Origin of the sequence: Paraclostridium sp. AKS73 (assembly GCF_025671395.1) — a bacterium.
Classification (GTDB): Bacteria; Bacillota; Clostridia; order Peptostreptococcales; family Peptostreptococcaceae; genus Paraclostridium; species Paraclostridium benzoelyticum.
The window spans coordinates 66,954-81,871 of the sequence record NZ_JAIXHU010000004.1 but is presented as its reverse complement, the minus strand read 5'-3'; the positions used below and the strand labels follow the sequence as shown (position 1 = coordinate 81,871).

Annotated in this window: 17 protein-coding genes and 1 pseudogene; 15 read left to right on the top strand and 3 right to left on the bottom strand. The window is 30.7% G+C overall.

Going from position 1 to position 14,918, the window contains the following annotated elements:
- Window positions 1-2: 2 nt before the first annotated feature.
- From LEQ07_RS04000 to LEQ07_RS03985, 4 genes are all read left to right on the top strand, one after another.
- A complete protein-coding gene (locus LEQ07_RS04000; RefSeq protein WP_263329628.1) occupies window positions 3-374 on the top strand; it encodes a hypothetical protein in 372 nt (123 codons plus the stop codon).
- A 158-nt stretch (window positions 375-532) separates the two neighbouring features.
- Window positions 533-1,120: an FtsX-like permease family protein gene (locus LEQ07_RS03995; protein ID WP_263329627.1), complete on the top strand. Its 588-nt coding sequence runs from the start codon at window positions 533-535 to the stop codon at window positions 1,118-1,120.
- Window positions 1,121-1,394: 274 nt separating this feature from the next.
- Window positions 1,395-1,592 carry a hypothetical protein gene (locus tag LEQ07_RS03990; protein ID WP_263329626.1) on the top strand — a complete coding sequence of 66 codons (198 nt, stop codon included), beginning with the start codon at window positions 1,395-1,397 and terminating at the stop codon, window positions 1,590-1,592.
- Window positions 1,593-1,734: 142 nt separating this feature from the next.
- Window positions 1,735-2,067: a winged helix-turn-helix transcriptional regulator gene (locus LEQ07_RS03985; protein WP_046823547.1), complete on the top strand. Its 333-nt coding sequence runs from the start codon at window positions 1,735-1,737 to the stop codon at window positions 2,065-2,067.
- A gap of 38 nt (window positions 2,068-2,105) precedes the next feature.
- Here the strand turns inward: LEQ07_RS03985 and LEQ07_RS03980 are convergent, their stop codons facing one another.
- Window positions 2,106-3,029, bottom strand: coding sequence for a DUF5692 family protein (locus tag LEQ07_RS03980; protein WP_263329625.1), 924 nt, complete (start codon window positions 3,027-3,029; stop codon window positions 2,106-2,108).
- Between the two features lie 208 nt (window positions 3,030-3,237).
- Between LEQ07_RS03980 and LEQ07_RS03975 the strand changes: the two genes are divergently transcribed.
- The 11 genes and pseudogenes from LEQ07_RS03975 (at window position 3,238) to LEQ07_RS03925 (ending at window position 13,472) form a co-directional block, all read left to right on the top strand.
- Window positions 3,238-3,588, top strand: coding sequence for a hydrogenase maturation nickel metallochaperone HypA/HybF (locus tag LEQ07_RS03975; protein ID WP_332840881.1), 351 nt, complete (start codon window positions 3,238-3,240; stop codon window positions 3,586-3,588).
- 310 nt (window positions 3,589-3,898) lie between these two features.
- The gene (locus LEQ07_RS03970; RefSeq protein WP_332842915.1) at window positions 3,899-5,104 is read left to right on the top strand and encodes a sensor histidine kinase; all 1,206 of its coding nucleotides are present in this window, start codon (window positions 3,899-3,901) and stop codon (window positions 5,102-5,104) included.
- 11 nt (window positions 5,105-5,115) lie between these two features.
- The gene (locus tag LEQ07_RS03965; RefSeq protein ID WP_263329624.1) at window positions 5,116-5,850 is read left to right on the top strand and encodes a response regulator transcription factor; all 735 of its coding nucleotides are present in this window, start codon (window positions 5,116-5,118) and stop codon (window positions 5,848-5,850) included.
- Window positions 5,851-6,146: 296 nt separating this feature from the next.
- On the top strand, window positions 6,147-7,811 hold the full coding sequence (locus tag LEQ07_RS03960) for a propanediol/glycerol family dehydratase large subunit (protein ID WP_046822912.1): 1,665 nt from the start codon (window positions 6,147-6,149) through the stop codon (window positions 7,809-7,811).
- Between the two features lie 16 nt (window positions 7,812-7,827).
- Window positions 7,828-8,403, top strand: a complete 576-nt coding sequence (locus LEQ07_RS03955; protein ID WP_046822913.1) for a propanediol/glycerol family dehydratase medium subunit — start codon at window positions 7,828-7,830, stop codon at window positions 8,401-8,403.
- A 20-nt stretch (window positions 8,404-8,423) separates the two neighbouring features.
- Window positions 8,424-8,846 carry a diol dehydratase small subunit gene (locus LEQ07_RS03950; RefSeq protein WP_046822914.1) on the top strand — a complete coding sequence of 141 codons (423 nt, stop codon included), beginning with the start codon at window positions 8,424-8,426 and terminating at the stop codon, window positions 8,844-8,846.
- 28 nt (window positions 8,847-8,874) lie between these two features.
- A pseudogene (locus LEQ07_RS03945) lies at window positions 8,875-10,722 on the top strand (diol dehydratase reactivase subunit alpha).
- On the top strand, window positions 10,712-11,071 hold the full coding sequence (locus LEQ07_RS03940; protein ID WP_046822916.1) for a glycerol dehydratase reactivase beta/small subunit family protein: 360 nt from the start codon (window positions 10,712-10,714) through the stop codon (window positions 11,069-11,071). Before LEQ07_RS03945 ends, LEQ07_RS03940 begins: the two are co-directional and overlap by 11 nt.
- Before the next feature lie 33 nt (window positions 11,072-11,104).
- Window positions 11,105-11,530: a GlcG/HbpS family heme-binding protein gene (locus LEQ07_RS03935; RefSeq protein WP_046822917.1), complete on the top strand. Its 426-nt coding sequence runs from the start codon at window positions 11,105-11,107 to the stop codon at window positions 11,528-11,530.
- A 48-nt stretch (window positions 11,531-11,578) separates the two neighbouring features.
- On the top strand, window positions 11,579-12,736 hold the full coding sequence (locus LEQ07_RS03930; protein ID WP_046822918.1) for an iron-containing alcohol dehydrogenase: 1,158 nt from the start codon (window positions 11,579-11,581) through the stop codon (window positions 12,734-12,736).
- Window positions 12,737-12,761: 25 nt separating this feature from the next.
- On the top strand, window positions 12,762-13,472 hold the full coding sequence (locus LEQ07_RS03925) for an MIP/aquaporin family protein (protein ID WP_263329623.1): 711 nt from the start codon (window positions 12,762-12,764) through the stop codon (window positions 13,470-13,472).
- A 52-nt stretch (window positions 13,473-13,524) separates the two neighbouring features.
- Here LEQ07_RS03925 and LEQ07_RS03920 read toward each other — a convergent pair whose 3' ends face one another.
- Both LEQ07_RS03920 and LEQ07_RS03915 read right to left on the bottom strand, forming a co-directional pair.
- Complete coding sequence (locus LEQ07_RS03920) at window positions 13,525-13,995, bottom strand: cupin domain-containing protein (protein ID WP_046822919.1); 471 nt, start codon at window positions 13,993-13,995, stop codon at window positions 13,525-13,527.
- A 103-nt stretch (window positions 13,996-14,098) separates the two neighbouring features.
- On the bottom strand, window positions 14,099-14,656 hold the full coding sequence (locus LEQ07_RS03915) for a DUF6143 family protein (RefSeq protein ID WP_046822920.1): 558 nt from the start codon (window positions 14,654-14,656) through the stop codon (window positions 14,099-14,101).
- Window positions 14,657-14,918: the final 262 nt, after the last annotated feature.

Genomic DNA, 14,918 nt, shown 5'->3' with positions numbered 1-14,918 from the left:
ATATGATATCAACATCTCAATTATTATACAGAATAAAGAGTAATGCAAAGATGTTATCTATAATAGCTATATTAAGTGCTACTACGTTAACTGCGATAGGGGTGTCTATTTCAGTGTACTTTATGAGCTCTCAATTAGTTGAGCAACAGGCCCCATACTCTTATACTTTATCACTCGATAATAAAGAGTATATAAAAGAATTTGAAAAGATATTAGAAGATTCAAAAGATCATAAATTAGTTGATAAATTTGTACTTAGCTATATAGATTTAGAATCATATAAGGAGAATTCACATGGATTCAAAGACACATATCAAATAATGTCTTTATCAAATTTAAATGAAATATTAAAGTTGAATGGAAAAAAGAGATAGAAGGTATAGATGACAATGAATTTATTCATGTATACCCTGAAGAAATAGGGTTTGATACTAAATCATTTATAAATATAAATAACAATGGAAAAGATGTAAAATTAAACCTTAAGTCACATATAGATGAGAAATTATATAATTCATTTAGCCCATCAGAGATGGTTGTTGTTTCAGATAATGAGTTTAAAAATTTAAAAGCTAATAATGAGTTAAAACATTATTACACATACAATATAACAAATCAAAAAGATGGTGACAAATTTGATGGAAAAGTATCAAAATTAACAGAGAAATACTATACTGGGGATCAAAAAAGACCAGCTTCAAGTTATGTATTATCTTACTATGAAGCTTTTAAGGATGGGTTTACAACTTCAGGAATTATGGTATTTATAGGTGTATTTGTAGGCTTAGTATTCTTAGTTTGTACAGGTAGTGTAATTTTCTTCAAATTACTATCAGAAGCTCAAGATGAAGCGCCTAGATATACTGTACTAAATAAAATTGGAGTAGATGAGGATGATATCAAGTCATCTGTATATAAGCAAGTTGGGTTTAACTTCTTTTTACCTTTAGTATTAGGAGGTTTACACAGTGTCGTGGCAAATTATGTTGTTTGCAATCTACTTGGACAAAATTTATCGGTAGTAATGTTGTGGACATTAATTCCGTATTCGATAATTTATATAATATATTATTTAATTACTTCTAAGTTCTACTTCAATATAGTAACTAAACAAAATTAGGAGGCGTATTATGAAAAAAATATTATCTACAATAATAATATTAACACTAGTATTTGTAGTTGGAGTAATTGTTGTCGCTAGAACTGCGGTATATCCAGTAAAGATGTATCTGAAATAAAATCTGTAGCTAAAGAATATAATATTGACCCATACTTTTTAGCTGCTATAGGACACTTTGAATCTAGATTTGATGAAAAGATTATGAAAAAATGATAATAATGGGATACTAAGATTTAGTGATGAATCTTCAATAAAATTAGCACATGAATTAAAGATGAAGAATTTTAAGCCTAGTGACTTAGTAGACGATAAGACGAGTTTAAAGTTAGGTGCATATTATTTATCTAAATTTAAAGATGAAGGTTTAAGTAAAATGATTCAAGAATGGAATGTAAGAAATAAAGTCGATGATACTATTGATAGAAGAGCATATGCTAAAGAATATTATGTTCCTAAGATTGAAAAAATATAAAGATAATTAAATTTTTATACCCAGAAATGAGTTTTTAATAAAAGCGTAGATTATTCTACGCTTTTATTTTTGAAATATACAAGTATAATAGGTATAATAAAACTTAAATTTAAGAAAATTATGATAAGTAGGAGGAGTGAGAATGTACAACGTAGAGGATCTGATATATGATTGTCCGGTTGAAGCTCTATCTAGTATCTTAGGTAAAAAATGGATACCTGCTATAATATGGCAAATCCAAGATAATAAAATAAGATTTGGAGAGTTGCAAAGATCTATAGAAGGATGCAGTAAGAAAATGCTAATACAACAATTAGAAGTATTAATAGAAAATGGCATCATAATTAATGAAAAAAATACTGATAGCAAAGTGGTTGAATCTATTTATTATTTAAGTGAATCTGGATTAGGCTTATTACCAATAATGAAACATATGATAAATTGGAGTAATAAAAATCTTGAATGTGGCAAATAAAAAAAGCCATCTCAATTTTTTTGAGATGGCTTTAGAATTTATTCAGCATACGCTTTTACTTCTTCATAACACTGTAGATCAGTATAAAGTTCTGAAGTATATGGATTGCGTTTAGTTTTTCTTACTTTATAAATCATATAAATAAATAATGCTACATTAGCAATTAAAGCAATTGCACTTATTGTAAAAAGAGCGGTTGAATTTTGTGTAGACTTAACTGCAAACTGTGACTCATCTATAAAAGAAGGGCATGTCATTGCAAACATACACCATAGTGCAAGTGTTTGAGCACGATGTTGTAGCCAAGCTCCTTTTTTCAATGTAAAAGCAGCTACAGTTGGAGCAACAAGTAAAGCGATTCCACAATACCAAGCATGATCACTTAAGCAGTTATAAGTATATGCAAAGTTCCAAAGGTCATAAGCTATAATCCAGAACCAGCACATATCTGGCCATAACATATCTTTACTTTTATCTTTACTGATACATATTCCCATCCAACCTGTTATAGTAATAATATTTAAAATTCCAGCAACACCATTTAAGTAGTTCCAAGAACCACTATATGTCATCATACCTTCAAAGACTTGTCTTGTAAGTCCAAGAGAGCCTATTTGGAAATCACGAGCAACAGCTTCCATAATATTAATAGCAAGTATTAATGGTGGAAAGCATAAAACCCATTTATGCTTAGTAGCTCCATCTATATGACGTAATAACCAGAAACCTACACAACCAGCTAAGGCAGAGTAAACTTTTGCATAATGGAACCAATCGTTTACACTAGTACCTTTTGTAGTTTTAGGCCAAACAAAAAATGTAAGAATTATTGGAAGTATTATAAATAGAGAAACCCCACCCCATTTATAACGTCGTCCAATTTCATTTAACACAACTAATACTATAAATACAAAAAATAACATTAGCCAATTTGATATTGGCTGAGATTCGAATAAAAACATTATAATTATCCCCCCATCGAATGTAAAGTGTTTATTCACGAATATTGTAGCACTATTTATTTGTAAATGAAAGCGATTTACTGAAAAAAAGTAAGAAAACGAACAAAATATATTCTTGGGTAATGAATTGATAAAAATTTGGTGTTATAATACTATCAAGGGATTTATATTATAAATATATCTTAAAAAATCAACAAAATAGGGGTAGGTGAATGACTTGCATGAGTTAGGGGTCGTAATTGAGGTTGTAAAAACTGTAGAAAGAGTTGTGTTAGAACAAAATTTAAATAAGGTTGACACAGTGGTACTCCAGATAGGTGAACTATCATCTATGATACCAAAATATATTAGAGAGTGTTATCCTGCTGCAGTTGATGGAACTATGCTACATGACACAAAGTTAGAAATAGAAATTTTACCAGGTAACGGGATTTGTAAAGCGTGCAACAAAGTATTTAATTTACTTGAAAATAATCGTAAATGCCCAAATTGTAATAATACAGAGTGGGAAATTTTAGGGGGAAAAGAATTTTTTATAAAAGAAATTATTGCTTGTTAAAATTATTGAATACTATAAAATTTAGAACTGTGGCATAGAATAAGTTTGAACTACTATGCTACAGTTTTTTTATGTATTTTTAATAAAAGAGACATTTAATCCTTATAAGAATTATCCTACATTATGAAAAATTTAAAAAATATTTATATAATATAGATGTATAAATCTGTTTTTGTGCTTATAATTAAGTCTTGTAATTTATAGACGAAAAATAATATAATAAAATTAATTAAATATTGGAATTTTGCGAAAACTGGTGAGGAGAGAGATTAAAGGATGAAAAAGATACTCCATTTAGATGACATTATAGATAAAAAAAAAATTTCAAAAGATACAAGATGATATAGCGGCAGCTACAGGTATAGCTATAATAACAGTTGACTATATAGGAAAGGCGTTAACTAAACATAGTGGGTGTAGTGAATTCTGTAAACTTATTAGGAAAAATGATGTATATGCTCATTTATGTGAACGATGCGATTCAAGAGGGGGAGTTGAAGCTGCTAGATTAAAAAAAACATACATATACGTATGCCACAAAGGCTTAATTGACTTTGCTACTCCCATAATTGTCAATGGTCAATATTTAGGAGCATTAATGGCTGGACAAGTTTTAATAGAGGATACAAAGATATTAGATTTGGAAAATATAGTACCAGTGGAAATAAACTTTGATGGTTCAATGGAAAAAGAAGAATTAGAAAATGCATATAATAAATTACCCGTAGTAAGTTTTAATAAGGTAGAATCATTAGCAGAAATGATGTCACATATAAGTAATTATATAGTATCAGAATGTTTATCAAAAACACTTCAAAAAGAGCTAGATGAGAAAAGAGAAGAATTTGAAGAAGCTAAAAAAATTAAAGATGAGTTAGAAAAAGAATACAAGGCATACCAATTAAAATCTCTTCAATCACAGGTAAATCCAAATTTTTTATTCAACTTACTAAATAGTATTTCGTCTTTAGCTATAGTTGAAGATGCACCAAAAACTCATGAGATAATATACAATCTATCAAACCTGTTAAGGTATGGGTTAAAAAAATCGGATAAAATAATTACTTTAGAAGAAGAACTTGATTATATAAAATCATATTTAGAACTCCAAAAGATAAGGTTTTCTGAAAGGCTAAATTATGAAGTTGACATTAATGAGCAATTTAAAAATATAAAAATACCATTTATGATTGTACAAACTTTTGTTGAAAATTCTGTCATACATGGCCTTGAAGACAAAGAAGATGGCGGATATGTAAAGGTTTTCGTAGAAAGGGAAGAAAATTATATAGTTATAAAGGTTGAAGACAATGGAATTGGAATTGAGAGAGAACAATTAAATTTAATTCAAAAGGATTTAGATTTAAAAGATTATACGGATATGGATAGTATGGGAATAAAAAGGGTTAATAAGAGGTTGCAGTACTATTATGAAGAAAATTATAAGATAGAAATAAATAGTACAGAAAATTTTGGAACTTTAGTAAAAATAACTATTTTAAATAGATATAGCTAGGAGTTGGATATATGGTTAAGATAATGATCGTTGACGATGAAGAATTAGAAAGAGACGCTTTAAGTATAATTATCAATAAATGTGAAAATATTAAAATTATAGCTCAAGCTAAAAATGGAAAAGAGGCAATAGAATTAGATAAACAGTTTAATCCAGAAATTATAATAATGGATGCTAAGATGCCTGGTATAGATGGTATAAAAGCTGCAAAGGCAATAAAGCAGCAAAATACAAGTAAAATAGTTATAATGATGGTATATGATGATTTTGAATTAATGCATAAATTATTAACTGAAGGTATAGATGACTACATATTAAAGCCTATTAAACCAATTGATCTAATAAATATTGTTAATAAATCTATTGTTAATCTAGAAACTAACAATAAGTTACAAATAGGGGGATATTCAAAAGATAAAAGAGATTTATCAATTAATTCATCTATAGAGTACATAAATAATAATTTAGGGAAAAACGTTAGCTTAGAAAAGGCTGCTTCTATATGTAATTTAAGCCCTTGCTATTTTAGTAAAGTATTTAAAAAAGAAGTAGGTATAAATTTTATTTCATACGTTAATGATAAAAAAATAAATAAAGCTAAAGAAATTTTAGAAACTACGGACATTCCTATTACAAATATATCTATTGACTTAGGGTTTGAGGATTGTGGATACTTTATAAGGGTATTTAAAAAATTACAGGGAGTTACTCCAAAAAAGTATAGAGAATTATATAGATCTAAGTAAAAAAGCACTTTACCAATAATTAAAATTAATTACTGGTAAAGTGCTTTTTAAAATATAATTTTATAGAATAAAATTTAATATACCGAACGAAAGTATAAAAAAATACTATTTAATTAATAAAAATAGTATTTTTTATTTTATAAAATAAAAAAGTACTATTTAAAATTGATAAAAATTAAACAATAAAATCCAATAAGATAGCAAGAATTTGTAATGGAATAAATGTGAATATATATTAATATTTATTTAACGACAAAAGCCAACAATTTTATTTGAATTAAAGGGAGGAACTATAAGTGAAATCAAAAAGATTCCAAGTTTTATCACAACGTCCTGTAAATCAAGATGGTATTATAGGCGAATGGCCAGAAGAGGGATTAGTAGCAATGCACAGTCCTAACGATCCCAAACCGTCTATAAAGATTGAAAATGGAAAAGTATTAGAGCTAGATAGTGTAAAAAGAGAAGATTTTGATATGATAGATAGATTCATAGCTGACTATGCAATCAACTTAAATAAAGCTGAAGAAGCTATGAAAATTGATTCTTTAGAAATAGCCAAGAAGCTTGTTGATATAAATATTGGTAGAGATGAAATAGTTGAGATAATAACAGCCATAACTCCTGCTAAAGTAGTGGAGGTAGTTTCTCATATGAATGTTGTTGAAATGATGCTTGCACTTCAAAAAATGAGAGCTAGAAAAACTCCTTCAAATCAATGTCATGTTACAAACCTAAAAGATAACCCTGTTCAAATTGCAGCAGATGCAGCAGAAGCTGGATTAAGAGGGTTCTCTGAACAGGAAACTACAGTTGCTATCGTTAGATACGCACCATTTAATGCATTATCACTATTAATTGGAGCTCAAGTAGGACGTCCTGGGGTCTTAACTCAATGTTCAGTTGAAGAAGCCACTGAACTTGACCTTGGAATGAGAGGACTTACATGTTATGCAGAAACAGTTTCAGTATATGGAACAGAACCTGTATTTACAGATGGAGATGATACTCCATGGTCAAAAGCTTTCCTAGCATCAGCGTATGCATCAAGAGGGCTTAAGATGAGGTTTACATCAGGTACAGGTTCAGAAGCATTAATGGGATATTCAGAAGGAAAATCAATGCTTTATCTAGAGGCGAGATGTATATATATAACTAAAGGAGCTGGAGTCCAAGGTCTTCAAAATGGAGCAGTAAGTTGTATAGGTATGACAGGTGCAGTTCCGTCAGGAATAAGAGCTGTTTTAGCTGAAAACTTAATAGCATCGATGCTTGATATAGAGGTTGCTTCTGGAAATGACCAAACTTTTTCACATTCAGATATAAGAAGAACAGCGAGAACATTAATGCAAATGTTACCAGGAACAGATTTTATATTCTCTGGATATAGTGCAGTTCCAAACTACGATAATATGTTTGCAGGCTCAAACTTTGATGCTGAAGATTTCGATGATTACAACGTGTTACAAAGAGACTTAATGGTAGATGGTGGATTAAGACCAGTATCAGAAGCAGAAACTATTGCAATAAGAAATAAAGCTGCAAGAGCAATACAAGCTGTATTTAAAGAATTAGGATTCCCACCTATAACAGATGAAGAGGTTGAAGCTGCAACTTATGCTCATGGAAGTAAAGACATGCCTGAAAGAAATATAGTAGAAGATTTAAAGGCAGCAGAAGAAATGTTAAATAGAAGAATAGTAGGTCTTGACGTAGTAAAAGCATTAAGTGTTAATGGATTTGATGATATAGCAAACAACATATTGAACATGCTTAAGCAAAGAGTAACAGGGGATTACTTACAAACATCAGCTATATTAAATACAAACTTTGATGTTATAAGTGCAGTTAACGATAAAAATGATTATAAAGGCCCAGGAACAGGATATAGAATAAGTCCTGAAAGATGGGAAGAAATAAAGAATATACCTAACGTAGTAAAACCAGAAGATATAAAATAAGTGAGAGGTGAAGGATATGGAAAATATAGCGAATCAATACGAAATTAAAGCACTTGAACTTAATGAAACTGGAAATGCAAAAGTTGGGACTAATGTAGATGAAGTTGTTATAGGATTAGCACCAGCATTTCTAAAATTTCAAAGCAAGACATTAGTGGATACTTCACATAGTGATATATTGACCGAACTTATCGCAGGTATAGAGGAAGAAGGGTTAAAGGCAAGACTTGTTAGAGTTATAAGAACATCAGATGTTTCATTTATAGCAAATGATGCAGCAAAAATAAGTGGGTCAGGAATAGGAATTGGTATACAGTCAAAAGGAACAACGGTTATTCATCAAAAGGACTTATTACCGTTAAATAACTTAGAATTATTTCCTCAAGCACCGCTATTAACATTAGATATATATAGATTGATAGGAAAAAATGCAGCCAAATATGCTAAGGGAGAATCTCCTAACCCAGTGCCAACTAAAAATGATCAAATGGTTAGACCTAAATTTATGGCAAAAGCAGCTTTATTCCATATAAAAGAAACTAAATATGTAGAGGTTGGAGCAAAACCTATACAAATAGATGTGAAATTTTAATTTGAAGGAGAGTAATTTTTATGGAACAAAAAAAGATGAATTCTCACGACTACCCTTTAGCTAGAAAAAGAACTGATGTTATAAAGACACCTACTGGAAAGGGTTTGCAAGAAATAACTTTGGAAAATGTACTAAACGGAGAGATTAAACCAGAAGATGTTAGAATATCTCCAGAAACTTTGGAAATGCAAGCTCAAATTGCTGAAGATATGAATAGAAATGCTATTGCGAGAAACTTTAGAAGAGCAGCCGAGCTTATAAACTTTCCTGATGATAGAATAATTGAAATATATAATGCATTAAGACCATATAGATCAACAAAAGAAGAGCTCCTAGCTATAGCTGATGAGGTTGAAAATGTATATGGAGCGAAAGTTAATGCTGAATTTATAAGAGAAGCTAGCGAAGTTTACGAAGAAAGAAAAAAATTAAGACAAGAGTAATTTGCTTTGAATTTAAGGAGAAAAGTTAATGAAGATAATCTCAGGTGTAGACATTGGTAATGCTACAACAGAAGTGGTATTAGCAAAAGTTGAAAATGAAAAGATAAAATTTCTTTCAAGTGGAATAGTTCCAACAACAGGAATAAAGGGAACTGAAGAAAATATAGAAGGAGTCTTTTCCTCCTTAAAACAAGCTTTAGATAAAGTAAATCTAAAACTTGAAGATTTAGATTTGGTAAGAATAAACGAAGCAGCTCCTGTTATCGGGGATGTTGCTATGGAAACTATTACTGAAACAATTATAACAGAATCTACAATGATAGGTCATAATCCATCTACTCCAGGTGGAGTGGGGCTAGGTATAGGAAAAACTATCTATATAGAAGATTTAGATAAATTAGATGTAGAGAAAGTAAAAGATGAACAATTTATTCCACTTATTTTAAGTAGAGTTAATTTCTTAGAAGCTTCAGCAAGAATAAATGCAGCAACTAAAAAGGGAATAAATATACAAGCAGCAATTGTTCAAAGGGACGATGGGGTTTTAATAAATAATAGGATAGAAAAGAAAATACCAATAGTTGATGAAGTCATGCTCTTAGAAAAAGTTTCAGTAGGAATGAAGGCAGCGGTAGAAGTTGCAAAACAAGGAGATGTTATTGAAACTTTATCAAATCCATACGGAATCGCAACAGTTTTTGAATTAACTTCAGAAGAAACTAAAATGATAGTTCCTATATCTAGAGCCTTAATAGGAAATAGGTCAGCAGTAGTAATAAAAACTCCAAAAGGAGATGTTCAAGAAAAAGTTATACCTGCTGGGAAAATTCATATAAATGGACTAAAAAGAAAAGAGGCTGTAGATGTAGAACACGGAGCCAAAAATATTATGGATGCAGTTGGTTTATGTGTTCCTATACAAGATGTAAAAGGGGAACCTGGAACAAATGCAGGTGGAATGCTTGAAAGAGTAAGACAAGTTATGGCAAATCTTACTAAACAAAAAATAGCAGATATTACTATACAAGATTTATTAGCAGTTGACACATTTATACCACAAAAGGTAAAAGGTGGGATAGCTGAGGAGTTTTCAATGGAAAATGCAGTTGGAATAGCTGCGATGGTTAAAGCTGACAAACTTCAAATGCAAATGATAGCTGATAAATTACAAGAAAAATTAGGTGTTTTAGTTGAGGTTGGAGGGGTCGAAGCTGATATGGCTATAAGAGGAGCTTTAACAACTCCAGGAAGTAGCACTCCACTTGCAATCTTAGATATGGGAGCGGGTTCAACAGATGCATCAATAATAAATAAGCAAGGTGAAATATGTTCAATACATCTAGCTGGTGCAGGGAATATGGTAACTATGCTTATAAAGTCTGAATTAGGACTTGAAGATTTTACCTTAGCAGAAGATATAAAAAAATATCCACTTGCTAAAGTTGAAAGTTTATTCCATATAAGGCATGAAGATGGGACCGTAGAGTTTTCGTAAAAATCATTAGATTCTTCAGTTTTTGCAAAAGTAGTAATATTAAAAAATGGAGAAATTGTACCTATTGAGGGGCAAAATTCTATAGAAAAAATTAAAAATATAAGAAAGTCTGCTAAAGAAAAAGTATTTGTAACTAATTGTATAAGGGCACTGACAATAGTATCACCTACAGGAAATATAAGAGATATAGAATTTGTTGTATTAGTTGGTGGATCATCATTAGATTTTGAAGTTCCTCAATTAGTAACTAACTCATTATCTCAATATGGAGTAGTAGCGGGAAGAGGGAACATTAGAGGAACAGAAGGACCTAGAAATGCAGTAGCTACAGGGCTTGTGTTAGCTTTTAATGGAAATGGAGAAAAAGGTAATGTTAACTAAAGGTTTTAATCACAATACACCAACAATATATATGTACCTTTGTAAAGAACTTAAAGATTTAAAAAATATAGATGAAATTTTATGGGGTATAGAAGAAGAAGGAATTCCTTGTAAAGTATTAGAAAATGAAGAATCTCTTATATCAGAAAAATTAAGCTATATTGCATCTCAAATTTCTAGGTTATCAGTAGGCATAGGTATAGATAAAACTGGTAAAGTTACATTAACTTTAAATAAGTTAAAAGAAAATGAACCTTTATTTATTGCTCATATTGATGATAGTTCTAATACTTTAAGAAGTTTAGGATCAAATGCAGGCAGATTAGTAAAAGGAATACCATTTAAATAGTAAAAAACTAAAATAGCTTAGGAGGCTTTAGTTATGAAAAAATTAAATGAAATAAAAGAATTGAGCTTAGATATAGTAAAAGAAATGGCAAAAGCAGCAGAAGAAAAAGCGCAAGAAATGAATGTCCCAGTAATATTTGCAGCAGTAGATGCAGGTGCAAACTTAATGTTAATGCACAGAATGGAAGAAGCATTTATAACTAGTATAGATATTGCAATAAACAAAGCTTATACAGCAGCTTGTTTAAAGCAAGGAAGTCATAGTATTGCAGAGTGTGTTCAACCAGGACAAAGTCTTTACGGGCTTCAACTTACAAACAACTGTAAAATAGTACCTTTTGGAGGGGGATTTCCTGTAATAGTTGATGGTAAAGTTGTTGGTGCAGTTGGAGTAAGTGGAGGAACTGTAGAAGAAGACATGGCTATAGCTCAAGCAGCAATAGATGAATTTAACAAGTAGGCATTTAGATTTAATAATACAACAAAAATTAATCGGAGGAAATGACAAATGAGAATGTATGATTATTTAGTACCAAGCGTTAACTTTATGGGAGCTGGATGTGTAAAATTAGTTGGGGAAAGATGTAAAATATTAGGTGGGAAAAAAGCCTTAATAGTTACAGATAACTTTTTAAGACATATGGAAGGTGGAGCTGTTGAATTAACAGTTAAATCTTTATTAGAAGCTGGAATAGAAGTTGAATATTATGATCAAGTAGAACCAAATCCTAAAGATACTAATGTTATAGATGGTCTTAAAATATATCAAGAAGAAAATTGTGATATGATAGTAACAGTTGGTGGGGGAAGTGCACATGACTGTGGTAAAGGAATAGGAATAGCTGCAACTCATGAAGGAGATCTTTATGAATATGCAGGTATAGAAACTTTAACAAATGCATTACCACCAATAGTTGCTGTTAACACTACAGCTGGAACAGCAAGTGAAGTTACAAGACACTGTGTTATAACTAACACTAAAACTAAAGTGAAATATGTTATAGTAAGTTGGAGAAACTTACCATTGGTTTCTTTCAATGACCCGGAATTAATGGTTAAAAAACCAGCGGGATTAACTGCTGCAACAGGAATGGATGCATTAACTCATGCTATAGAAGCTTACGTATCAAAAGATGCAAATCCTGTAACTGATGCTGCGGCTATTCAAGCTATAAAATTAATATCAAGAAATTTAAGACAAGCTGTTGCATTAGGTGAAAACCTAGTTGCAAGAGAAAACATGGCATATGCTTCATTATTAGCAGGTATGGCATTTAACAATGCAAACTTAGGTTATGTTCATGCTATGGCACACCAACTAGGTGGATTATATGATATGCCTCATGGAGTTGCAAACGCAATGTTACTTCCTCATGTTGAAAAATACAATGTAATATCTAACCCTCAAAAATTTGCCGATATAGCTGAGTTCATGGGTGAAAATATAGATGGATTATCAGTAGTGGAAGCTGCAGAAAAAGCAATAAATGCAATGTTTAAGTTATCTAAAGACATAGGGATACCTTCAAGCTTAAAAGAAATGGGAGTTAAAGAAGAGGATTTTGAATATATGGCAGAAATGGCATTAAAAGATGGCAATGCATTCAGTAATCCTAGAAAAGGAAATAAAAATGACATAATAGAGATATTTAAAGCTGCATTTTAGAGACTATAAAAAAGGTAGGTAATAAATGGATATTTCAGTATTTTTAGGAGAGCTAGTTGGAACTTTATTGCTAATATTATTAGGAAATGGAGTTGTAGCAAACGTAATACTTCATAAGACTAAAGGAAATGGCTCAGGGTGGATAGTGATATCAACAGGATGGGCTTTAGCAGTAGCAATTCCAGTTTTTATATTTGGAAGCGTTACTGGAGCTCATTTTAATCCTGCAGTTACAATATCCCTTGCCGTTATTGGAAGCTTTCCATGGGAAAATGTACCTATGTATATAGTAGCTCAACTTATAGGGGCTTTTATAGGATCATTATTAGTTCTTATTTGTTATTACAATCATTTTGAAAAAACAGAAGATAAGGAAGTTAAATTAGCTGTATTTTGTACAGGACCAGAAATAAGAAACACAAAAATAAACCTTATTACTGAGATTGTAGGTACTTTTGTACTAGTTTTTGCAATATTAGGAATAGGACAATCCCCGCTTGCTGAGGGGATTCAGCCAATAGTAGTTGGGATGATAGTAGGAGCAATAGGTTTATGCTTAGGAGGACCAACTGGATATGCTATAAATCCAGCTAGGGATTTGGGGCCAAGGCTTATGCATTATTTAATGCCTGTACCAAATAAAGGCGATTCTGATTGGGGTTATGCATGGATACCAATAGTAGGTCCAATAGTAGGCGCAATTGCAGGAGCGTTAGTATATATAAGTATATTCTAGAAAATTATGCCTCAATGGTGAATTAATAAAATCACTATTGAGGCATAATTTATTATCTAGTTAATTTTATTATTATATCTTCAAGATGAGGATACATATCTAATAATTCGTTTCTTTCAAATAACTCAAAGTCTTCAAATGTAAATGCAGGTGCTACCATACATCCAACTAATGCAAAACCATCATTATTCATTGAAGATCCAAATATATATCCTTTAGGAACTAAAACTTGTGGAAATTCTCCGTTCTCAACATCTAGTCCTAACTGTTTAGTAATTAGCTCACCGTCTGGAGTAATCATATATATAGTAAGGGGTTGTCCGTCATGATAGTACCACATTTCATCTGACTTTAGTCTGTGAAAATTAGATACTTCTCCAGTTTCAAGCAAGAAGTATATACTAGTAAATAAATTTTTATTATCTCTAAATAAATCTTTTGAAACTACTGATTCCTTATAGTAACCACCCTCAACATGAGGTGCCATATCTAGGTTTTCTATATAATATTTTGCTGATTTCATACTGTACCTCCTATGTATAATGTTTTCATTATAACATAAATCAAGGCACTCTGACCTTAGTTTAATAAGAGTGCCTTTAGTTAGATTTAATTAAAAAATAAAATTAGCAAGTATGCTCATGATAATAGTATTTACAAGTATAAGGATACTCTTCCCACCATCCAAAAGCAACTACAACATCTGAAGTAGTAGTCAATCCAGTCAAATAAACAACTAGAGATTGACCTGGAGGAATTATTATTTGACCGCCATCTACGATTTCTGTTGAAACAGGCCCTACTATTCTAGAAAAAATTGGTACACCAGTAGGTACAGCAGCATCAACTAAATATTGTATTTGTCCATAAGGAATAGGCTGTGGATTAATAGTTAAATTAGTTACGTTCACTAGATTACTAGTACTCATTCCAGCTGGCAAAGTAGAATTAACGTAGAAAGCAGCATCTACTGCAGCACCTGATGGATTTTTTATAGTTATTACATCTACAAATAAATTTCTAGCAGATGTAGTTGGGTTAACTAATGCAGCTATAGCTGTAGTATTTACTCCTGTTGGATTTAATGTTGGAGTTTGACCTATAAAATATCTTCCTAATTCAGATTGATACAAAGCATAAGGGATAGAAATTTCTCTTTTAAATGAATTATTACTACATGTCATATATTATCACCTTTATATATATATTAGGGATAATAGTTATCCCTAATATATATTATTCAAAATTATTTAAAATGTGTTAAAAAATTTAATTAAATATACGAAAAATATCGAATAAAGATGATGAAATAATTATAAAAAATAATGAGGAATTATTGAATTTAGTATTAAAGAAAATCATCGATGGTTCGTAATATTATAAGTAGGATATTTTACAGGTTAAATGTTAAAAAATGGTTGTTGAAAAGTTGTTAATGTAAATTAT